Genomic DNA, 19,290 nt, shown 5'->3' on the forward strand with positions numbered 1-19,290 from the left:
CCGAACCGACATCGTCACGGGAAGGTCGTGGATTCATGAGTCGCCCGTCAACGCAGACATCTCCCGCGACGCTGCTGCTGGTGGACGATCACACGATCGTGCGCGAGGGCATCAAGCGCCTTCTTGCCCCACTGGCCGGCAAATGGACCGTCAGCGAGGCCGGCAGCGCCGCGCAGGCGCTCGACTGCATGCGTGGCGGCAACTATGCGATCGCCATCGTCGACCTCTCGATGCCTGGCATGACGGGGCTGGATCTGATCCGCCGCATGAAGGCGGATCACCCGACCGTGGCGATCGTGGTGCTGACGATGCATGCCGAGGAGCAATACGCGATGCGCGCCTTCAAGGCCGGGGCCAGTGCCTACCTGACCAAGGACAGCGCCGCGGCCGAACTGATCATCGCGCTGCACAAGGTGGCTGATGGTGGCACGTACATCTCGGCCAGCCTGGCGGAGCGGGTCGTTCGCCAGCTGAACGGCAGGGCGCCGACACCGCGTCGCGAAGGCCTCTCCGAACGCGAGCGCGACGTACTCCAGCGCCTGGTGGCCGGGCAGCGCCTGACCGAGATCGCCGACGCCTTGCACCTCTCCGTGAAGACAGTCAGCGCGCACAAGACACGGATCCAGGAGAAGCTGCAGCTGCCGAGCATGGCGGCGCTGATCCGCTACGGCATGGAGCAGCAATTCACACGGTAGAAATGGGCGACGCAACGCGACGACCGCAATTCGCCGGGCATCGCCGCGTCACGGCGTGATGGCGACCTTGAGCACGCCGTCGCGCTGTTGGCCGAACAACTCGTAGGCCTGTTCGATCTCATCGAGCCTGAAGCGATGCGTCACCATCGCGCCGAGATCCGCGTGGCCTGCCTCGATGACCGACATCAGGCGACGCATGCGCTCCTTCCCTCCTGGGCACAGGCTCGTGACGATGGTGTGATCGCCGAGCCCGGCGGCAAAGGGTCCGACCGGCATCGTGACGTCGCTCGAATACACGCCCAGACTCGACAACGTGCCCCGGGGCGCAGCACGCGCAAGCAGGTCTCGAACGTTTGTTGGGTGCCCAGCGCCTCGATGGCGACGTCGACGCCGCGACCGCGGGTCAACGTCGTGATGGCCTCGACCGGATCCTCGCGGCTCGCGTCGACCACATGGTCCGCGCCAAGACGGCGTGCGACCTGAAGCCGCGCATCCAGTCGGTCGACGCCGATCACCATCGACGCGCCACTGAGCCGCGTTCCCACGGTCTGGCCGCATGCAACGCGCCGCGGTCAATCCAAGCGCGGAGCACCGCCGCCAAGCCCTGCGAAGCACTGAACAGAGATACGTTCTGCGCCATCGCACCGGCCGCACTGCGGCCCGTATTGATCGACGTCGACGATCGGCGCGTGGCCTGTTGCAGCGTGCCGGGTCAGGGCGTCGTCTGACAGCCGTGGGAGCGGACGGCCGTCACCAGTCCCTTTGGGCGAGCAGTACGTTCGGGTCGTATGACCTCACGCACATCCGGAGCTCCAAAACCGGTTTCGACCCCAGCGGGGCCGCTCGCGAAATACTGGGCGAAACGCGACTTCAACATCAGCACCGAGCCGCGCGGGGAGCAGACTGTGGCTGGTGACCGCTTGATTTTCGTGATCCAGAAGCACGCTGCGAGCAGCCTGCATTACGACTTCCGCCTGGAGCTTGACGGCGTGCTGCTGTCGTGGGCGATACCGAAAGGTCCCAGTCTGGATCCGGCGGACAAGCGCCTGGCGGTGCGCACCGAAGATCACCCGATGAGCTACGCGTCGTTCGAAGGCGTGATCCCACCCAAACAGTACGGCGCCGGTACGGTCATCGTCTGGGACAACGGCAGCTGGGAGCCGATCGGCGACCCGCGCAAGGGCCTGGCCGACGGGAAGCTGATGTTCGTGCTGCACGGTCAGAAGCTAGGGGGCCTGTGGGAGTTGGTGAACATCACGAAGACCGGCGCCAAGCAGGAACAATGGCTGCTGTTCAAGAGGAAGGGTGACAAGTTCGTCTGCCCGCGGTCGGCGTTCGACGTCGTGACGTCGCTCCCGGAGAGCGTCATCGCCAAGCCGCTGCGAGCGAGCCAAACGACGACGAGCGTCGGCAAACGAGCGGGGATGGCTGCCGCCTAGGCCGCACCGGCGGCGAGAAAGAAGGCGCCGGAGAAGTGCGCGGCCCGGAAGCGCGCTTGAACATCAAAGGGAATGCAAATGGATCTGTCGAAATACGATGAGCTTGGCGCGATGGAGCCGGGCGCCCTGAAGGCAAAGTACAACGAGCTGCGCCAGCGGCTTCAAGACCTGCTCTGCGCACCCGTGAAAGACATGACGGCCGTCGATGCCGTCCTCGTGGAGCTGGACGAGGTGCAGGCCGGCTACAGGGATTCGCAGAAGCGTTCCGACGATCCGCAGCGCTTTTGAGTGGCTCGGCGCGCTGCGAACAGGAGGGACGCGAGGCCCCTCCTTCGCACCTACCGCTTATGGCCGGTAGACGTCCGCAGCGCGGTTCGTCGTCCAGTTCTGATGAAGATAGTCGGCATCTTCGTCGTTGCGTGGACGGACGCCCATCAGGATGCCGCCGTTCTTGAGTCCTTCCTCGTAGCGCTTCACGCGCTCTTCAGGAATGTTCCAGCCCACCAGCGCGCCGACGAGGCCACCAGTGGCCGCACCCGCACCGGCACCCGCAATGGCGGCTGCGAGCGGTCCTGCAATGACCAGCCCCAGGCCCGGAAGCGCGATGGTGGTGCCCACCGCCGCCACAGCTGCAGCAATGGCGCCGATGGTGCCGCCGATGGCGCCGCCGACGCCTGCCCCCTCCGCGGCCTTGTTGCCGAGCTCGGTCTCGGTACCAGCCGCGATGAAATGCGTCTTGCGCGTCTCGTCCGACATCGCGACGTTCACATCGTCATTCGAATAGCCGCGCTCGGTCAGCGCGTTGTAACCCTTCTCCGCACTCTCGCGGTCAGGGAAGAGTCCAGTCATCAGAGGACGGTCAGCCATGGGTATATCTCCTTGGGAGGTGGTTGGTACGGAAATCGCAGGAGCGAATCCGGCCGCTGTTCAACGGTGAAGCATGGTCCCGCAAGTGACTCAGTCGCGCAGCAAGACGACGCGCATTGCGCTGTTACGCCTTCGTCCTACAAGGCCGCTATTCGTTTGATTGCGTCCACGTGCCAACGCCGAGGATGCACGGGGACAGCGAAGGGAATCGATGAAGACGAAACGCGAGTTCCGCACCTACCTTGTTGGCCTGGGCGCTACCTTCGCCGGCGCCTGGGCGACTGGCGAAAGTGGCTCCATGCTGCCGTTGGCGCTCGGCGCATCGGTGACGATGATGTGCACCGTTCCTCTCGTTCGCAGACTCTGGCGCGGCCGACGCGTGTAGCGCCGGCCGAGGCGCTACCCCGAGGAACAAGTCATTGGCTATTCCAGCGCGAAGCGGCTCAAACGCCTGCTGCCACTGATGCCCTCATCATCACACTCCTAGGGATGCGGCCCGAAGCTCAGCTCCCATTCAGTCTTTTCCACCCAGCGCAAGAGCCTTCGCGCAGCGGTCAATTCGCCGGACGAAGGCGGGAGTTGGGTGCCGCCGCTGCAGATGATCGGTCCGGCATAGGCACAACGGGCCAGCGCGGCGGCCCACTCCCGCTCGAGCCGAGACGACACGCCACCTGCTCCGTCATCGGCGGACACGAGACGGACGCATCCGAGGCGTTCACCCGCAGCGCGGAGAAGCGCACTGCCCGAGCGTGTCGGATCGTTCGTGACCCCTAGTTCCACCAACACCTTCGTCCGGAATCCGCAGTTCGGGCCGCAGCCGTCGAGGCTTGCAGCATCGAGCACGAGGGTCACCTCGGCTTCTTGCGAAGCGTCATGCCATCGAGCGTGATCGCGTGCCGAAAGGGCGTCCGCCACCAGAAAGCTGCAGCCGAGATCGCGGGCGATGCCGAATGCCTGTTGCGGGGACAGGTCGAAGCGGGTCCCGCTCATCCTGGCGCTAAAGGTCAGTCCGAGACGTTCGGCCGCGTCGCGCAATGCAGGCACCGAGTCCATCGCCGTGGCATCGATCGGGACCTCGACCGCGTCGATCCCGGCAGCCGCGATCTCTTCCAACGTTCGCTTCAACTCGGCGAACGGGGCGCACATGGTCGCTGGCGTCATCGCCCAGCCGATCATGCAGGCACCCGCAGTGGACGCATTCACGGCTACACCGCCAGCTGGTGCCGCAGCGCCATGCGGTCGGGCTCATGGTCTCCCCGTCCTTCCAGAACCACGGCGCCGCGTTCGAGCACATAGAAGCGCTGCGTCAGGCCGACGGCGCGCTGCATGTTCTGCTCGACCAGCAGGATCGGAATGCCGTCGCGCCGCAGGCCTTCCATCAACACGAAGATCTCGTCGACGATCTTCGGCGCCAGGCCTTCGGTGGGTTCGTCGACCAGCAGCAGCTTCGGCGTGCCGACGAGCACGCGCGCCATCGCCAGCATCTGCTGCTCGCCGCCCGAGAGCGTGGTGCCAAGTTGGTGGCGACGCTCGCCCAGGCGCGCGAAGCGGGTATAGATCTCGTCGAGCTTGCGCCGCGACTCGGCGCGCGAGCGCCCCGGGCTCTGCATGAAACCCAGCACCAGGTTCTCTTCGACGCTCAAGCCCGGGAAGATTCGCCGATCTTCCGGCACGAAGCCGATGCCGCTGCGACAGATCGACTCCGACGTCGCGCCACCGATCGCGTCGCCCGCGAAGCTGACGCGGCCGGCGCTCGGCGCCACCCAGCCGGCGATGGTCTTCATCACCGTGGTCTTGCCCACGCCGTTGCGACCGAACAGGCCGACCACTTCGCCGGCGCCGACGGTGATCGAAACGCCTTGCAGCACGTGGCTCAGCCCGTAGTGGGTGTGTACATCGACCAGTTCAAGCATGGGCCGCGTCTCCAACATGAGGAACCGCCGGGTTCGCTTCACCGAAGTACGCGGCCTGCACGGCCGGGTCGCTGCGCACCTGCTGCGGCAGTCCCTCGGCCAGCTTCTGGCCCTGGTGCATCACGACCACGTGGTCCGACAGGTTCATCACGAGCTCGACATCGTGTTCGACCAGCAGGATGCTCAGGCCTTCGGCCGCCAGGCCCCGGATCAGCGTCTCGGTGTCGTGGGTGTCGGCATGGCTCATGCCCTGGGTCGGCTCGTCGAGCAGCAGCATGCGCGGGCGCGCGGCCAGCGCCACGGCGATCTCGAGCCGCCGCTGCTCGCCGTGCGACAGAAAGCCGGCCAGCTCGTCCACCCTGGCCTGCAGCGCAAAGCGTTCGATCAGCTCGTCGACCCGCGCCAGCGCCGCGCGGCTGTGCGCCACGCCACGCAACAGCCCGCGCCCGCCTTCGACGAACTGCGCTGCCAGCCGCAGGTTCTCGCGCACCGGCAACTCGAAGAACAGGTTGGTGATCTGGAACGAGCGCGCCAGGCCGGCGGCCAGCATGCTGTCGGGGCGCGCGCCGGTCAGGTCGGCGCCGTCGAAACGCACGCTGCCGGCGCTCGGCCGGATGGCGCCGCTGATCAGGTTGAACAGGCTGCTCTTGCCCGCACCGTTGGGCCCGATCACGGCGGTGATGCTGCCGCGTTGCGCATCGAAGCTCACGCCGTCGACGGCGATCAGCGAACCGAAGCGCACCGTCAAGTCCCGCACTTCCAGGATTGCGCTCATGCAGCCTCCTTGCGCTTCCAGCGCCGCTCGAGCGCCGGCGCGAGGTAGCCGACCAGACCCTTCGGAAAGAAGATGACCGACACGACGAACAGCACGCCGATCACGATCTGATGGTGCGCGGTGAACGAGCCGACCACCGACTTCAGCACCGTCAGGATCGCCGCGCCGTACAGGGGCCCGATCAGCGTGCCGGTGCCGCCGACGATCACGTTGATGATCGCGCTGCCCGAGACCTGGAAGAACATCAGTTCGGGCGACACGAAGCCGCGCAACATCGGGTAGAACGCGCCCGACAGCGCCGCCACGTTGGCCGCCAGCACGAAGGCCGCGAGCTTGTAGCGCCACGGGTCGAAGCCCAGGAACGGCACCCGGGTCTCGTTGGCCTTGATCGCCGCGAGCTGGCGCCCGAACGGCGTGTCCATCAGCCAGGCCAGACCGGCGTACAACGCCGCCATCGCGAACAGCACCAGCAGGAAGAAGCTCGGCGCGTGCGCCGCATCCACGCTGACGAGCCCGAGCGATATCTGCGGCACCGGAACGCCGATGATGCCGTCCGACGCCCCCAGCTCGCGGGTGTTGAACACGACCTTCGAAACCACCTGCGCCAGCCCGAAACTGATGAGCGCGAAGTACACCCCCTTCGCGCGGATCGCGATCATGCCGGCGGCGAGCCCCACCAGCGTCGCGCTCAAGAGCACCACCGCGAGCGCGAGCCAGAACGACGGCATGACCTGCTTGAGCACCAGCGCCGACACGTAGGCGCCGAAGCCGAAGAACAGCGCCTGGCCCAGCGGCAGCAGGCCGGTGCGGCCAAGCAAGATGTCGACGGACAACGCCAGCCCGCCAAAGATCAGCGCCTCGGTCGCGAGCCGGAAGAAGAACACGTCGCCGAGCAGTGCGGCAGCGCCGGCAAACGTCAGCGACACACCGAAGAACACGAACGCGAGCCAGCGCGTGGCACTGCGCGGCGCGCGCGCACTGGGCAGACGCACCACCACCGGAATGCCGATGTCACGCATGGCCAAGCCTCCCGAACAAACCTTGTGGGCGCCACATCAGCGTCAGCACCATGATCCCGAACAGCAACGGATCACCCCAAACCGGCGAGATGTACAAGCTCGAGATCGCCTGCACCTGCGTCAGCACCAGACCGGCGATCACGGCGCCTTTGATCGAGCCCATGCCGCCGATGATCACGACCGAGAACGCGATCAGCACGAAGTCGCGCCCCATCGTCGGGAAGACCGAATAGATCGGCGCGAGCAGCACCCCCGAGAGGCCGGCCAGCGCCACGCCGAACGCGAAGGTGCCGGCGTACACCACGCCCACCGGCACACCGAGCGACGCGGCCATGTGCCGGTCGAACGCGGCGGCGCGCACCATCGCGCCGAGCCGGGTGCGGAACACGACGATCCACACGACACCGATGACGAGCGTGCCCACGGCCATCAGGAACAGCCGGTAGTTCGGAAAGAACAGGCCGAACATCTCGGTGGCCCCGGTGATGGGCGCGTCCAGCCGCAGCGGGTTGGCACCGAACACGATCTTCAGCGCGTCTTCGAGAATGATCGCCAGGCCGAAGGTCAGCAGCAGCGTCAGCGTGTGGCGGTCCTTCGAGTGGAAGACACGCTGAATCAGCGCCCGTTCGGTGACGTAGCCGATGACCGCCATCAGCAGCGGCGTGATCGCCAGCGCCCACCAGAAGGGCACGCCGACGCCGAGCAAGGCCACTGCGGCGTACGCGCCGATCGCATAGAACTCGCCGTGCGCCATGTTGATCACGTCGAGCAGGCCGAAGATGATCGTCAGGCCGAGCGCCATCAACACCACGGCCACGCCGATCGACGCACCGTTGATGACCTGCGGTGCCAGCACGAACTGCAGCCACTCCAGAGCTTCGGTCATGACTTGCCCCTGGTTGCTCAGAACTTGCTGCAGGTGTCCGGCCCGATCGCCGCCGCGGCCGCGACCTTGCCGACGATCTCGAACTGGCCGTTGTTGACGCGCACCGCGTACATGTCCTGCATCGCCTGGTGGTCACCGGCGCGCAGCGTCTTCGTACCCTGCGGGGTGGCCCACTGCAGGCCGCGCATGGCGTCGCGCAGCTTGTCGGTCTCGACGCTTTTGGCCTTCTCGACGGCGGCCTTGTAGAGGAACAGCACGCCGTAGGAATCGGCACCGTAGAGGTCGGGCTTGGTCTTGGCCGCGGCTTCGAACTCGGCGACGAACTTCCTGTTCTCGGCCGAGTCGATGTTGGGCGAGTAACCGACGCCGGTGACGAAGCCATCGGCCGCCTTGCCGACCGCCGCCAGGTTCTGCGAGGTCACGGTCCCCGAAGCGCCGACCACCTGCACGTTGCGGTTCACGCCGAACTCGGCCATCTGCGTGAACAGGCGCACCGTGTCGTTGCCGGCCACCGAGGTGTAGATCACGGCTGGCTTCGACGAACGCACCTGGCCGAAGAACGGCGAATAGTCCTTGTTGTCGAGCGGCGCGAAGACCTCGCCGACCGTCTTGGCACCCTTGGCCTCGGCCGCCGCCTTGAAGGCGGCCACGGTGCTGCGGCCCATCTCGTAGTCCGGGCCGAGGTAGAACACGTTGGCGTTCGGCTTCTCCTTGGCCATCCAGTCGGCCAGCGCGGCCGACTGCATGCCGGCGCGCGCGTTGACGCGGAAGACGTTCGGCGAGCACTTGTCGGCGGTGATCGAATCGGCGAACGAGACGGTGGTGGCGATCAGCTTGTTGTTGCGCTCCGCCACCTGGCCGACCGCCAGCGTGGAGCCGGAGTTCACCGTGCCGGTCAGAAAGTCGACCTTGCTCACCTGGAACAGCTTTTCGGCCTTCTGCGTGGCAACGGCCGGGTTCGCCTCCTCGTCTTCGTACATCAACTCGAGCTTGCGGCCCATCACGCCGCCGGTGGCGTTGATCTGCGCGGCGGCCAGGTCCAGCCCCCACTTGACCTGCTGGCCGATGCCGGCGTAAGTGCCCGACAGCGGCGTGACCACGCCGATGCGGATCGGGCCGGTCTGGGCCAGCGCGAGCAGCGGTGCTGCGAGGGCCGTGACGATGACGGTGCGTGCGATGGCTTTCATGTCTGTCTCCTGTGTTGATGTGAAATCAGCGGCCCACGAACTTGGGCTTACGCTTGGCGTGAAAAGCCTCGACGCCTTCGCGAAAGTCTTCCGAGCTGCGCAGACGCGAATAGCAGTGGCCTTCGAGCTCGATCGCGATCGCGAGCGGCGAGTCTTCGGTGTCGTTGAGCAACTTCTTCGCGGTGCGCTGCGCCAGCGGTGAAAAGCTGCGCAGTTCGTCGACGAGCGCGTCGGTGGCCTGTTCGAGCTCGGCGTCGGGGACGCAGTCGGTGACCGCACCCCAGGCGAAGGCCTGCGCACCCGGGATGCGGCGCGAGCGCATCACGATGTCCTTGGTGCGCGTGACGCCCACCATCTTCTGCAGCCGTGCCGAGCCGCCGGAACCGGGGATCTGGCCGAGCTTCTGCTCGGGCAGGGCATAGAGCGAGGTGTCCGTGGCGATGCGGAAGTCGCAGGCCAGCGACAGCTCGAAGCCCACGCCGAAGCAGTAACCTCGGCCGGCCGCGATCACCGGCTTGCTGCACCGCGCCGGCGCCGCCACGTTCCACGCGAGCTGCGACACGGTCTCCGGGGAGGCGTCGAGAAAGCCCTTGATGTCACCCCCGCTGGAGAAATGCTCGCCCTGCCCGCGCACGACGATCACCCGCACCCGTTCGTCGGCGTCGAGCGCCTCGAACACGATGCGCAGCTGGTCGCGTGCGCGCATGCTGACCACGTTGAACGGCGGCCGGTCGAGCACGATGTCGGCACGTTCGCGTGCGGTGTCGATCTCTACCCGGAAGCCGTCGAGTTCGGATGGCAGTGTGACGGCGGGGTGGTTCAGTTGCTGGAGATTCATGGCAGTCCTTTCGGGGTCAAATTGGTGGGCGCTCAAGGTCGGTCTCGTACTCACCCGCCACCAGCTTGCGGCGCAGCACCTTGCCGACCGGCGACTTGGGGATCTCGCGCACGAACACGTATTCGCGCGGGCGCTTGAAGTTCACGAGGTCGGAGGTGCGGCAATGCGCATCGAGCGTGTCGGCCGCCACCGGCGCACGGGTCTTGACGAAGGCCACGACCTTCTGGCCCCAGCGTGCGTCGAACAGACCGGCGACCGCGACTTCGGCAACGTCGGGGTGCAGCGACAGCACCGACTCGATGTCGACCGGCGAAATGTTCTCGCCGCCGCTGATGATCATGTCGTCGACGCGGCCGCTGACGAACAGGTCACCGTCGGCATCGACGTACCCGGTGTCGCCGGTGAAGTACCAGCCTTCGTGCAGGCTCTTGGCGTTCGCATCTGGCCGCTTGTGGTAACCCTCGAAGGCCTCGTCGCTGCGCAGCTCGGCGATGATCTGGCCTTCCTCGAGCGGCGCGGCACGCAGCGCGGGGTCGTGCTGGTCGAGCTTGACCACGCGCAGGCGCGTGTTGATGCCGGCGCGACCGGCCGAGCCGGGCTTGCCGACCGCGTCCTGGTTGATCGCGAAGGTGTAGATCTCCGAACTGCCGTAGTGGTTGACGAACAGCTCGGGGCGGAATGCCTTGTCCAGCCGCTGCAGCAGCGCGTCGTGCATCGGCGCACCGGCGAAACCGAGCTTGCGCACGCTGGCGATGTCGGTGTGCTGGAAATCGGGGTGTTCGAGCAGGTCGTGGTAGAGCGTCGGCACCAGGTAAAGATGCGTGACGCACTCGGCCTCGATCGCCGCGAGTGCGCTCTTCGCATCGAAGCGCGGGATGCAGATGAAGCGGCCGTCGATCAGCGCCAGCGACAGCAGCGACCGCACCCCCATCGTGTGATAGAGCGGCATCACGCCGAGCGTGCACTCTCCGTTCGCGTAGCGGTTCTGCGCCACGTGCGCGAGCGCGGCGATGCGCTCGGCGTGGTGGCGGCGCGGCACGCCCTTGGGCTTGCCCGTGGTGCCCGAGGTGTAGAGCATGAGCGACAGGTCGTCGGCCTGCGCCCGTGGCAACGGGTCACCAGGCGCGGCCAGCCAGTCTTCGAATCGAATCGACGCGCCGCGTGCCCCGCCAACGCCGATGCGGGTGACGCCACTGGCGAGCTGAGCCTCGTCGAGCGCTGCGTCGATGGCCGGCTCGCTGACGAGCGCGCGTGCGCCTGAGTCGGCCAGGCAGTAGTCGATCTCGTCGCCCTTGGCGCGCCAGTTCAGGGGCGTCATCACGATGCCGGCGAACTGACAGGCCCAGTGCAGCGTCGCCATCTCCCAGCGGTTCTGCAGCACGACGAGCAGATGGTCACCACGCTGCAGACCGGCGTCAGTCAGGCCACGCTGCACTGCGCCGACGCACAACGCCCAGTCGGCATAGCTCAGGCGCGTTGCACCGTCGACCAGCGCCACGCGGTCGGGGCTGCGTTCGATGCTCTGCAACAACGTGCGACCGAGGTCAAGCATGAGCTGCCTCCCTGCGCAGGCGTGCCACCTCGAGCACCGCAGCGACGATCGGCGTGTAGCCGGTGCAACGGCACAGGTGGCCGGAGAGCATCTCGCGCACCTGCGCTTCGCTCGGGTCGCTCACGCGGCCCAGCCAATCGGCACACGACATCAGGATGCCGGCGGTGCAGAAGCCGCACTGCAACGCGTGGTGGCGCTTGAACGCGGCCTGCAGATCGCCGAGCACACAGTCCTCGGCCAGGCCCTCGACCGTTTGCACCTCGCGGCCGTCGGCCTGCACCGCCAGCATCATGCAGGCGCGCTGCGCCACGCCGTCGATGCGCACCGTGCAGGCGCCGCACACGCCGTGTTCGCAGCCGACGTGGGTGCCTGTGGCACCGAGTTCGTGACGCAGGAAATCGCTCAGCAGCAGGCGCGGGTGGGCGTGGCCGGTGCGGGGCTTGCCGTTCAGTTGCAGCTTGACCTCGTGCAAGGAGTCGCGGGACAGGACGCTCATGGGGGGGTGCTCCGTGTGGCAAGGGCCTGCTCGGCTGCGCGTCGGCCGAGCTCACGCACCAGCCGGCGCCGCAAGGCGGCGCTGGCCTGGGGTTCGTCACGTGCGTCGAGCGACCAGGCGAACTCGTTCAGCGCATCGCCGAGGGCGCTGCCGCCGAGGAGCGGGAAGTCGCGCGCCACGGCCTGGTCGGCCACGCCACCGACGGCGATACGCAGGCGCTTCGCCTCGGCCACCGCCGCCACGGCGCAGACGGCGAAGTCGCCATGGCGCATCGAGAACTCCTCGAAACCGTGGCCGGTGCCGAGCAGCGCGAGCGGGAAGCGCACGGCTTCGACCATCTCGTCGTCGCTGCGCGCCGTCGTCAGCATCCCGGTGAAGAAGTCGGCGGCCTTGAGCGTGCGACGCCGTTTCGAACTGCGCAACAGTACCTCGCCTTCGAGCGCAAGCAGGCACAACGGCAGTTCGGCCGACGGGTCGGCATGGGCGATCGAACCGGCGACAGTGCCGCGGTTGCGGATCTGGAAGTGCGAGATGTGCGGGAACGCCAGCGCCAGCAGCGGCAATTCCTGGGCCAGGCGCGGCCGCCATTCGACGCTGGCCTGCGTGGCGGCGGCACCGATATGCAGCCAGCCGGCGTCGATGCGCACCTCGGCCAGTGCGCTCGAGCGCGAGATGTCGACCAGGCGCTTCGGTTGCGCCAGGCGCATGTTCAGCACCGCCATCAGCGACTGGCCGCCGGCCAGGATCCGCGCGTCGCCGCCGAGTTCGCCCAGCGCGGCGACCGCCATCTCGGCGCTGTCGGCGCGCTGGTAGTCGAATGCGGCCGGCTTCACGACTTCACCCCGAAGAAGCGCAGCGCGCGCTGCCACCACGTCAACGCGGCAGCTCCGGTGGCCTGGCGCCCGAGCGACTCGAACAGTTGGGCCAGCACCATGCGCGCCGCGCCCTCCAGCATGCGGCTGCCGACCGCCGCGACCTTGCCGCCGACCTGCGCCGCGTAGTCGTAGTGCAAGCGGGTGCCGGTGGGCGTGGCGTCCAGCCGCACGGTACCGCTGCCGGCGCCGGTGCCCAGGGATGAAGCGCCCTGCCCGGCCAGACGCAGGCTGCGCGGCGCGTCGATCTCGCTCAACGTGATCTGCGCTTCGTAGCGCGCCTTGACCAGGCCGACGCCGACCGTCACGTCGGCCCGGTAGCGGTTCGTGCCGATGGTGTCGAGCGCGTGACAGCCCGGGATGACCTTCGCGAGCGCGGCCGGGTCGAGCAGAACCGCGAACACACGTTCGGGCGGTGCGGCGATCTCGATGCTGCCGCTCGCCCGCAAGGAGAGTCCATCCCCAACCGGGAGCACCGGCGCCGGGGCCCGCGCCAACGAAGCCGGCGGCGCGGGTTCGGCAGCGCCGATCAGGTCGAGCACGCGCGACGGCGTCAGGGGCAGCCGCAGGTCGGCCACATCGCGCAGCGGCCGCAGCGCGTCGGCCAGCGCGTTGGCGATGCACACCGGTGTGCTCATGTTGTTGCCCTCGCCCAGGCCCTTGGCGCCCAGCGGCGTGAACGGGCTGGGCGTCTCGAGGTGCACGATCACCGGGTCGGGCACTTCGCAGGCGGTCGGCACCAGGTAGTCGGCGAACGTGCCCGACTGAAAGCCACCGTCGGCGGCGTATCGGAACTCCTCGAACAACGCGGCACCCAGACCCTGCGCGAAGGCACCGCGGATCTGCCCGTCGGCCAGCGCCGGATTCAACAAGCGGCCGGCGTCGTGCGCGGTGATGTAGCGGTCCACCCGCACGCGGCCGGTGGCCGAATCGACTTCAACGGCGCAGATGTCGAACACGAAACCGTAGGCCGCCGAGGTGTTGACACGGTCCTGCGCATCGGGCGCGGCGAGTGTCTGCGGCGTCCAGAACGCAGTCTCGCGCAGGCCCGGCTCCATGCCCTCGGGCAACAGCGCCGGGGCCCAGTGCGGGCTCGCAGCAATGCGGGTGAACGGCGTGGCGCGTTCACGTTGTTCGGCGTCGAACACCTGGCCACCTTCGAAGCGAATGCGTTCTGCCGGGCACCCGAAATTCGATGCAGCGATCAGCGCCAGCTTGTCGCGCAGCTTGCAGGCCGCCAGATGCACCGTGCCGGCCACCGCACCGGCGAAACGGCTGCTGTAGTTCCCGGCCGCGACGGACCAGGCGTCCTTGGCCGTGTCGAACTCGACGTTGACGGCGATCTGTGACGGCTCGAGCCCGAGCACATCGGCCACGACCTGTGCGCACACCGTCATGTGGCCCTGACCCGCCGGCGCGGACGCGATGTTGACGTTGACACCGCCGAGCAGGTCGACGCCCACGGTGGCGCTCGCGATCGCGCCGTTCTTCGGCCCGGCCTTGGCGCGCTGCGCCGGCGTCAGCACGGTGCTGATGTAGCCCATGTTCGACACCGACGGTTCGACGATCGCGGCAATGCCGATGCCATAGAGCTTGCCTGCGGACCGCGCGGCGTCTCGCCGTGCCATGAGGGATGGCATGTCGGCAGCATCACGCGCCAGTTCGAGCGCGCGGTGGTAGTCGCCCGAGTCGAGGACCGCGCCGGCCGCCGCGTGAAATGGAAACTGCTCAGCGCGCACGAAGTTGCGGCGGCGCAGCTCGAACGCGTCGAGCCCGAGTGCGACCCCGATGCGGTCCATCAGGCGCTCGAGCGCGAAGTAGACCTGCGGCCCGCCGAACCCGCGCACCAGCCCGGTCGGTGTCTTGTTGGTCACGACGACGCGGTTGCGCACGGCCAGGTTCGGGATGTCGTAGGCGCCGGTCAGCGCCCCGTGCATGCGGTAGAACGTGGCGGGCTCGGGCGCACGAACGTAGGCGCCGACCTCGTCGCACTGGTCGTAGCGCAAGGCCTGCACACGACCGTTCGCGTCGACCGCGGCTTCGATGCGGGTCAGGCGTGCGGTCGCCGACGTGGCGGCACCAAGATGCTCGAGCCGGTCCTCGACCCACTTGACCGGCGCGCCGGCCTTGCGCGAGGCCAGACACATCAACACGACATAAGGGAACACCGCCTGCTTGACGCCGAAGCTGCCGCCGGAATCGCGCGGCACGCGGTGGCGCAGCTTGTTGCCCGGCACCTGCAGGGCCAACGCCATCACGGCGTGGAGCGAGAACGGGCCCATGAAGTTGGACAGCACGTCATAGCCTTCGTCGCCACCCAGGTGCTCGGCGACGACCACGCCGCATTCGATCGGCGTGCAGCTGTTGCGCGGGTAGTGCACCGTGAGTTCCACCCGGTGCGCAGCCTGCGCGAACGCGCTTTCCGGATCGCCGTAGCGGAAGTTGCGCTCGGAGACCACATTGCTGCCGACCGCTTCGTGCAGCACCGGGGCATCGGCACCGATGGCAAGCTCGATCTCGACCACGGCAGGCAGCGCACGGTACTCGACGCGGATCGCATCGAGCGCGTCTTCCGCCAGGTAGCGGTCTTCGGCCACCACCACCGCGACCGGCTCGCCGGCATAGCGCACGCGATCGACGGCGAGCGCCCAGTGCTGCATCGGTTGCTTCACACCGACGACAAACGGCGCTGACCAGCGCTGGACGTCCTGCCCCGTGAGCACCGCGCGCACGCCCGGCAGAACCAGGGCCGCGCTCGCATCCACCGACACCACTTCGGCATGGGCATGGGGCGAACGCAGCACGGCGGCATGCAAGGTGCCCGGGGTGACGCCGAGGTCGTCGCCGAAACGGCCACGCCCCGTCAGCAACGCATCGTCTTCGATGCGTTCGAGCGGTCGCCCGAGGTGGGCCTGGGCATGGGCGGCGGCAAGGCCGGGGTCTCTGTGCACCCTTGTCTCCTGGATGTCGTTGTGCGGGGAGCACAGTGTCGACAGCAAGGATCGAAGGTCGTTAACGCAAGAGTCCGGTGACGATCCAGATCGTCGGGTCAATGACCCAATCGTCTGGTCACTTGCGTGCTGCGGTGCAGCAGCGGGTCAGATGGTGGGCGGCGCCGACACCGCGGCAGCGGGGGGCTCGAACAGGTTGACGACACGCCGGTAGTCGCTCGGCGTGATGCCCAGGTGCTGGCGGAAGAAACGCGAGAAATGGCCCGGCGCCGAGAAGCCCAGGTCGTGCGCCAGTTCGCCGAGCGATTCGTTGCCCTGCGTCAGTCGCTTGACCGCCGCCTCGAAGCGCAACACGTTCGCATAGACGAGCGGCGTGACCTGCGTGTCGCGCTGGAACAGGGTGAAGAAATGAGCGCGCGAGACGCCGGCCCGGGCCGCGAGTGAATCCATGTCGAGCTCGTGCGCGGTGTCCTGCTTCATCAGCGCGATGGCCTGGCGAATGCGCGGGTCCATCGCCACCGGTGGCTTGCTGCGCAGCAGGCTGGCCAGGTCGCGCCAGCCCGAATAACTCTCGATCACCGCGACGATCAGGTTGAACAGCAGGTCTTCGAGCCGCGCCGGTGAAACCTCGTCGGCCCACCACAGCTCGAGTACGAACTCCTCGGTGATCTTGCGGGTGGCCGACGAGATGCGGACGCAGGATTGCGGAAAGAAGCGCGGATGCCCCGAGAGCGCCAGCGAACGCTGCAGATCGGCCAGCCAGCCGGGCTCGATGTAGAGCGCCAGGATCAGCGTGCGCTGGCCCGGCGCGGCCCGGTGCTCGTAGGCGTGGTGTTCCCAGGCGTTGACGAGCACCGCCGAATCGTCGGTCAATGGCGCGCGCTCGCCGCGCACGCTGAACGCACCGTCCGCCCCACCCGCCTTGATCAGGATGTGGCAGTGGTGGTGGGCATGGCCGACCAGGGGCGCGTCCATGTCCAGCAGCGCCACACGGCCGAAGCGGCCCTGGAAGATTTTTACGGCGGAAGACACGGCGACGGAGCAGCGGGCTTGAAATGATTAGTGTCCCGCAGCATAGCGTCCCAGCGGATTCCGGCCTATGGGGTACTACGTGCCTGAGGTTCGACGCGCGCCTGCGGCGGCGGCCCAATGCGCGTGCGTTCAACGCGCGGTTGCGATGGATGCTGTCGATCGCCGGCGCGGTGTCGGCGAAGACGTCGGCCGCGGCCTACTGGACGATCAGCATCGTTCGCGGTGCCTCCGACAGGTTGAGGCGCGGCGTTCTGGGCCCAAGACTGGCGCGCGAGACCGCGGCGCGGCGGCCTGTCAGTCGTCCCGCGGCACCACGACCTTCAGGATCTCGCCCAAACCTGGGGGGCCGAATCCCCAGTTCGAGACATACAGATTCCCATCCGGCCCGAAAGTCATCGCCGTCGGCAACGACAAGCCGGCGGCGATCAGTTTGGGCTCGCCCCGATTCGAGATCCTCACGATGCGTCCGAGCCCCGGCGCGGGGAACTGGCTGTCGGTCGTCATCTCGAGCACATACATCCGGTGCATTGCGTCGAACGCCACGCCCAGCACCTTGCTCAATCCGGTGGCGACCGACCGCAGCTGACCGCTGGGCGTCACCTGCAGGATCTGTTGGCGATTGATCTGGTCAGGATCGAACTCGCCGAGATTGCCGACATAGAAAACGCCGTGCTCGCCGATCGCCGTGGGAACGACATGCCCGAGCGTCGCCGAGAAGTCGACCACGCGGCTGATCTGGCCATCCGGAGACACCTTCACCAACTCACCGTGGTTGGGCTCGACCGCGTACAGGGCACCTCGCACGGCGACCATGCTGTACCAGGTGCCGTCCGGCTCGTAGTCGCCCGCTTCCGGACTCCTGACCGGGTGGCTGCGCTGGTAGGCGCTGAAGTCCGCGATCATCGACCACGAACCGCCGGGAAGTACCTTCGCAATGCCCGAGGGGATCGAACTCACCGCGTGCGAACAGCCGCCGCTGGCCACGAGTGCATACAGGTCGGTGCCGATGAAAGCCACATCGGCCACGCCGAGCACGTCGCCCAGGCCGTTCACGGCGCGCGGGAAGCTGTCCGTGACCGTGCTGCGCCGACCTGCGGCGTCGATGCGCGAGATTCGCCCCCCGGTCGCGCTCGAGGTATAGGGTCGCACCACCGGCCCCGCCAGTTCACATCCGGCCGGCGCCGGCGTCAGGGCCGGCCCCTCGCCAGCCTCCGCGACGTAGAGCTGCCCGTCGGGGCCGAACTTCAAACCGCGCGGGAATTGCAGTCCCGCCGCGAACTGCGTGACGCTCCCGATCACCTGGCCGGACGGCGCCCGAGAGACCGCGACGTCTGGTGAACCCGCCATGGCGAGCGTGCACAACGTGATGGCGACGCATTGGCGCAAGGTGGACATGATCGCTCTCCGTCAGCGGCGCGCAACCGCGCGTCATCTCGCAGCTAGGTTAGGCGCTGGATCGCGGCGCCATCAACCGGGATATGCGAGGGCTCGAAGCCACGGACCGACCGGCACTTGAAAGTTTCGCGCAGGGCGACGAAAAATCTCCAAGGGCGAGACGTTTGAAGCCCGGCGCTGCGGGCGCGGCACGAGTCCGCACTGCTCGATGGACGTGCCAAAAGGGGAACGGCATGCTTTTCATTTCTCACTGGCGCATTCTTCCCGGTCATCGCGACACCACGATCGAGCGCTTCGCGAAGACCGGCGGTCAGCCGCCCAAGGGCGTCAAGATGCTCGGTCGTTGGCACGACGTGGCGAACGGCACCGGCTTTGCCGTCAGCGAGGCGGACGACGCTGCCGCGGTGGCGCGTTGGGCGCTGGAGTGGAACGACTTGATGGAGATGGACGTGCGCCCGGCGCTCGATGACGAGCAATTGGGAGCCGTTCTGGCGGGCATGCAGCGCAAGTAGCCGAGCCCCGGCCGGCCTGAGCGCCAAGGCGAAAGTGCGTTCCTCCTGACCCATGTAGCCCGCAGTTTTGCGCAGCGGAGAGATCATCTCGTGGTCGCCCCTGACTGAACTGAGTGCGGCCAACTGCGGCGCGGCGAAACGCGCATTCGCACTGCAACTCAGGTCGCGACTCCGCGCGAAAGGGGACATGGACACTGGGATGCGCACGGCCGCAGCGGTGGCGACGCTGCTGCTGCATTGGCTTGCGCTCTCGGAATTCCTGCGCGCTACCGCCCCTGCGGTGCCTCCACGGCCCCTGGAGGTCGCGTATGCGTTGTCTGCGACGAAGCTTCGCGGGGGCGGGGAACAGATCGTCGCGGTCGACATCAGACCGACCCTCGGTACACGGCGAGCAACGTGCGCAGGAAGCAGCTATGTCGGCATTGGTATCACCGCGGACCCGCGCACAGACCGCATCATCCTTGTCGGCGACGACACACCGGCCTCGAGGGCAGGCCTGCGGACCGACGACATTGTGCTCAACCCGGTCGCCTGGCGAGACGCCCATGTCGAGGGCAAACGGCTTCGAATGGAGATCCTGAGGAGAGGCGACCGCCTGACATTGGCGGTGCTGGTTGGCAGGATCTGTATCGGATAGAGCCGCTCGATGGGGCTGCAGATCGATGAACTCCTGCAGCGCGACGTCACCGTCGAGCTCAGACGCTGCACAGCGTGTGTCGCGCTCTACCTCTTGAGCTGCTTCGGGTCCGTCGGTGGGAACATCTGATCGAAGAGTTCCCCCGGCACGGTGGTCTCCACCTCCTCCACGTCTGTCCCGCTCAGGAGGTCGAACGACGAGACAAGCCAGCCACCGTTCGTTGA

At 67.5% G+C, this 19,290-nt stretch carries 20 protein-coding genes and 1 pseudogene; 6 read left to right on the forward strand and 15 right to left on the reverse strand.

The window, feature by feature from the left end:
• The first annotated feature begins 35 nt into the window (after positions 1–35).
• Positions 36–695, forward strand: a complete 660-nt coding sequence (locus ACWH49_RS26605; RefSeq protein WP_448174183.1) for a response regulator — start codon at positions 36–38, stop codon at positions 693–695.
• Between the two features lie 48 nt (positions 696–743).
• Here ACWH49_RS26605 and ACWH49_RS26610 read toward each other — a convergent pair.
• Positions 744–1,243, reverse strand: a pseudogene (locus tag ACWH49_RS26610) (zinc-binding dehydrogenase); the annotation flags it as partial.
• A 240-nt stretch (positions 1,244–1,483) separates the two neighbouring features.
• Here ACWH49_RS26610 and ACWH49_RS26615 point away from each other — a divergent pair.
• Both ACWH49_RS26615 and ACWH49_RS26620 read left to right on the forward strand, forming a co-directional pair.
• Positions 1,484–2,134 (forward strand): DNA polymerase ligase N-terminal domain-containing protein, encoded by a 651-nt coding sequence (locus ACWH49_RS26615; protein ID WP_448174184.1) that lies wholly within the window; start codon positions 1,484–1,486, stop codon positions 2,132–2,134.
• Between the two features lie 78 nt (positions 2,135–2,212).
• Positions 2,213–2,422, forward strand: coding sequence for a hypothetical protein (locus ACWH49_RS26620; RefSeq protein WP_448174185.1), 210 nt, complete (start codon positions 2,213–2,215; stop codon positions 2,420–2,422).
• Positions 2,423–2,479: 57 nt separating this feature from the next.
• Here ACWH49_RS26620 and ACWH49_RS26625 read toward each other — a convergent pair whose 3' ends face one another.
• Positions 2,480–3,001: a hypothetical protein gene (locus tag ACWH49_RS26625; RefSeq protein ID WP_448174186.1), complete on the reverse strand. Its 522-nt coding sequence runs from the start codon at positions 2,999–3,001 to the stop codon at positions 2,480–2,482.
• A gap of 211 nt (positions 3,002–3,212) precedes the next feature.
• Here ACWH49_RS26625 and ACWH49_RS26630 point away from each other — a divergent pair, with 211 nt between their 5' ends.
• Positions 3,213–3,386 carry a hypothetical protein gene (locus tag ACWH49_RS26630; RefSeq protein WP_448174187.1) on the forward strand — a complete coding sequence of 58 codons (174 nt, stop codon included), beginning with the start codon at positions 3,213–3,215 and terminating at the stop codon, positions 3,384–3,386.
• Between the two features lie 98 nt (positions 3,387–3,484).
• On the opposite strand, the gene ACWH49_RS26635 is transcribed toward ACWH49_RS26630, so the two are convergent.
• The 13 genes from ACWH49_RS26635 to ACWH49_RS26695 all read right to left on the reverse strand — a co-directional run bounded on the left by ACWH49_RS26635 (position 3,485) and on the right by ACWH49_RS26695 (position 17,917).
• Positions 3,485–4,204 (reverse strand): hypothetical protein, encoded by a 720-nt coding sequence (locus ACWH49_RS26635; RefSeq protein ID WP_448174188.1) that lies wholly within the window; start codon positions 4,202–4,204, stop codon positions 3,485–3,487.
• A 2-nt stretch (positions 4,205–4,206) separates the two neighbouring features.
• Complete coding sequence (locus ACWH49_RS26640; protein ID WP_448174189.1) at positions 4,207–4,914, reverse strand: ABC transporter ATP-binding protein; 708 nt, start codon at positions 4,912–4,914, stop codon at positions 4,207–4,209.
• Complete coding sequence (locus tag ACWH49_RS26645) at positions 4,907–5,689, reverse strand: ABC transporter ATP-binding protein (protein WP_448174190.1); 783 nt, start codon at positions 5,687–5,689, stop codon at positions 4,907–4,909. Before ACWH49_RS26645 ends, ACWH49_RS26640 begins: the two co-directional genes overlap by 8 nt.
• Entirely contained in the window at positions 5,686–6,708 is a 1,023-nt protein-coding gene (locus tag ACWH49_RS26650) for a branched-chain amino acid ABC transporter permease (RefSeq protein ID WP_448174191.1), read from the reverse strand. Before ACWH49_RS26650 ends, ACWH49_RS26645 begins: the two co-directional genes overlap by 4 nt.
• On the reverse strand, positions 6,701–7,594 hold the full coding sequence (locus tag ACWH49_RS26655) for a branched-chain amino acid ABC transporter permease (protein ID WP_448174192.1): 894 nt from the start codon (positions 7,592–7,594) through the stop codon (positions 6,701–6,703). Before ACWH49_RS26655 ends, ACWH49_RS26650 begins: the two co-directional genes overlap by 8 nt.
• 17 nt (positions 7,595–7,611) lie before the next feature.
• Positions 7,612–8,781: an ABC transporter substrate-binding protein gene (locus ACWH49_RS26660; protein WP_448174193.1), complete on the reverse strand. Its 1,170-nt coding sequence runs from the start codon at positions 8,779–8,781 to the stop codon at positions 7,612–7,614.
• 25 nt (positions 8,782–8,806) lie between these two features.
• Positions 8,807–9,619, reverse strand: a complete 813-nt coding sequence (locus tag ACWH49_RS26665) for an enoyl-CoA hydratase/isomerase family protein (protein ID WP_448174194.1) — start codon at positions 9,617–9,619, stop codon at positions 8,807–8,809.
• 16 nt (positions 9,620–9,635) lie between these two features.
• Positions 9,636–11,171 carry an AMP-binding protein gene (locus tag ACWH49_RS26670; RefSeq protein ID WP_448174195.1) on the reverse strand — a complete coding sequence of 512 codons (1,536 nt, stop codon included), beginning with the start codon at positions 11,169–11,171 and terminating at the stop codon, positions 9,636–9,638.
• Positions 11,164–11,667 (reverse strand): (2Fe-2S)-binding protein, encoded by a 504-nt coding sequence (locus ACWH49_RS26675; RefSeq protein ID WP_448174196.1) that lies wholly within the window; start codon positions 11,665–11,667, stop codon positions 11,164–11,166. Before ACWH49_RS26675 ends, ACWH49_RS26670 begins: the two co-directional genes overlap by 8 nt.
• Positions 11,664–12,500, reverse strand: a complete 837-nt coding sequence (locus ACWH49_RS26680; RefSeq protein ID WP_448174197.1) for an FAD binding domain-containing protein — start codon at positions 12,498–12,500, stop codon at positions 11,664–11,666. Before ACWH49_RS26680 ends, ACWH49_RS26675 begins: the two co-directional genes overlap by 4 nt.
• Positions 12,497–15,490 carry a xanthine dehydrogenase family protein molybdopterin-binding subunit gene (locus ACWH49_RS26685; protein WP_448174198.1) on the reverse strand — a complete coding sequence of 998 codons (2,994 nt, stop codon included), beginning with the start codon at positions 15,488–15,490 and terminating at the stop codon, positions 12,497–12,499. The genes ACWH49_RS26680 and ACWH49_RS26685 overlap by 4 nt, the downstream gene beginning before the upstream one ends.
• Positions 15,491–15,637: 147 nt before the next feature.
• Entirely contained in the window at positions 15,638–16,522 is an 885-nt protein-coding gene (locus ACWH49_RS26690) for a helix-turn-helix transcriptional regulator (RefSeq protein WP_448174199.1), read from the reverse strand.
• Between the two features lie 294 nt (positions 16,523–16,816).
• On the reverse strand, positions 16,817–17,917 hold the full coding sequence (locus ACWH49_RS26695) for a ScyD/ScyE family protein (RefSeq protein ID WP_448174200.1): 1,101 nt from the start codon (positions 17,915–17,917) through the stop codon (positions 16,817–16,819).
• A gap of 233 nt (positions 17,918–18,150) precedes the next feature.
• Between ACWH49_RS26695 and ACWH49_RS26700 the strand changes: the two genes are divergently transcribed.
• Together ACWH49_RS26700 and ACWH49_RS26705 are read left to right on the forward strand one after the other, a co-directional pair.
• The gene (locus ACWH49_RS26700) at positions 18,151–18,429 is read left to right on the forward strand and encodes a DUF3303 domain-containing protein (RefSeq protein WP_448174201.1); all 279 of its coding nucleotides are present in this window, start codon (positions 18,151–18,153) and stop codon (positions 18,427–18,429) included.
• A 199-nt stretch (positions 18,430–18,628) separates the two neighbouring features.
• Positions 18,629–19,066: a hypothetical protein gene (locus tag ACWH49_RS26705; protein WP_448174202.1), complete on the forward strand. Its 438-nt coding sequence runs from the start codon at positions 18,629–18,631 to the stop codon at positions 19,064–19,066.
• Positions 19,067–19,290 lie beyond the last annotated feature (224 nt).

It is taken from the genome of Rhizobacter fulvus (genome assembly GCF_964020785.1).

Excerpts from the sequence above, each read along its gene's own strand:
- ACWH49_RS26645 (WP_448174190.1), bottom strand. The coding sequence starts at position 5,689 with ATGAGCGCAATCCTGGAAGTGCGGGACTTGACGGTGCGCTTCGGTTCG.
- ACWH49_RS26615 (WP_448174184.1), top strand. The coding sequence starts at position 1,484 with ATGACCTCACGCACATCCGGAGCTCCAAAACCGGTTTCGACCCCAGCG.
- ACWH49_RS26700 (WP_448174201.1), top strand. The coding sequence starts at position 18,151 with ATGCTTTTCATTTCTCACTGGCGCATTCTTCCCGGTCATCGCGACACC.
- ACWH49_RS26640 (WP_448174189.1), bottom strand. The coding sequence starts at position 4,914 with ATGCTTGAACTGGTCGATGTACACACCCACTACGGGCTGAGCCACGTG.
- ACWH49_RS26665 (WP_448174194.1), bottom strand. The coding sequence starts at position 9,619 with ATGAATCTCCAGCAACTGAACCACCCCGCCGTCACACTGCCATCCGAA.
- ACWH49_RS26620 (WP_448174185.1), top strand. The coding sequence starts at position 2,213 with ATGGATCTGTCGAAATACGATGAGCTTGGCGCGATGGAGCCGGGCGCC.
- ACWH49_RS26670 (WP_448174195.1), bottom strand. The coding sequence starts at position 11,171 with ATGCTTGACCTCGGTCGCACGTTGTTGCAGAGCATCGAACGCAGCCCC.
- ACWH49_RS26705 (WP_448174202.1), top strand. The coding sequence starts at position 18,629 with ATGCGCACGGCCGCAGCGGTGGCGACGCTGCTGCTGCATTGGCTTGCG.
- ACWH49_RS26695 (WP_448174200.1), bottom strand. The coding sequence starts at position 17,917 with ATGTCCACCTTGCGCCAATGCGTCGCCATCACGTTGTGCACGCTCGCC.
- ACWH49_RS26650 (WP_448174191.1), bottom strand. The coding sequence starts at position 6,708 with ATGCGTGACATCGGCATTCCGGTGGTGGTGCGTCTGCCCAGTGCGCGC.
- ACWH49_RS26630 (WP_448174187.1), top strand. The coding sequence starts at position 3,213 with ATGAAGACGAAACGCGAGTTCCGCACCTACCTTGTTGGCCTGGGCGCT.
- ACWH49_RS26605 (WP_448174183.1), top strand. The coding sequence starts at position 36 with ATGAGTCGCCCGTCAACGCAGACATCTCCCGCGACGCTGCTGCTGGTG.
- ACWH49_RS26655 (WP_448174192.1), bottom strand. The coding sequence starts at position 7,594 with ATGACCGAAGCTCTGGAGTGGCTGCAGTTCGTGCTGGCACCGCAGGTC.
- ACWH49_RS26660 (WP_448174193.1), bottom strand. The coding sequence starts at position 8,781 with ATGAAAGCCATCGCACGCACCGTCATCGTCACGGCCCTCGCAGCACCG.
- ACWH49_RS26675 (WP_448174196.1), bottom strand. The coding sequence starts at position 11,667 with ATGAGCGTCCTGTCCCGCGACTCCTTGCACGAGGTCAAGCTGCAACTG.
- ACWH49_RS26625 (WP_448174186.1), bottom strand. The coding sequence starts at position 3,001 with ATGGCTGACCGTCCTCTGATGACTGGACTCTTCCCTGACCGCGAGAGT.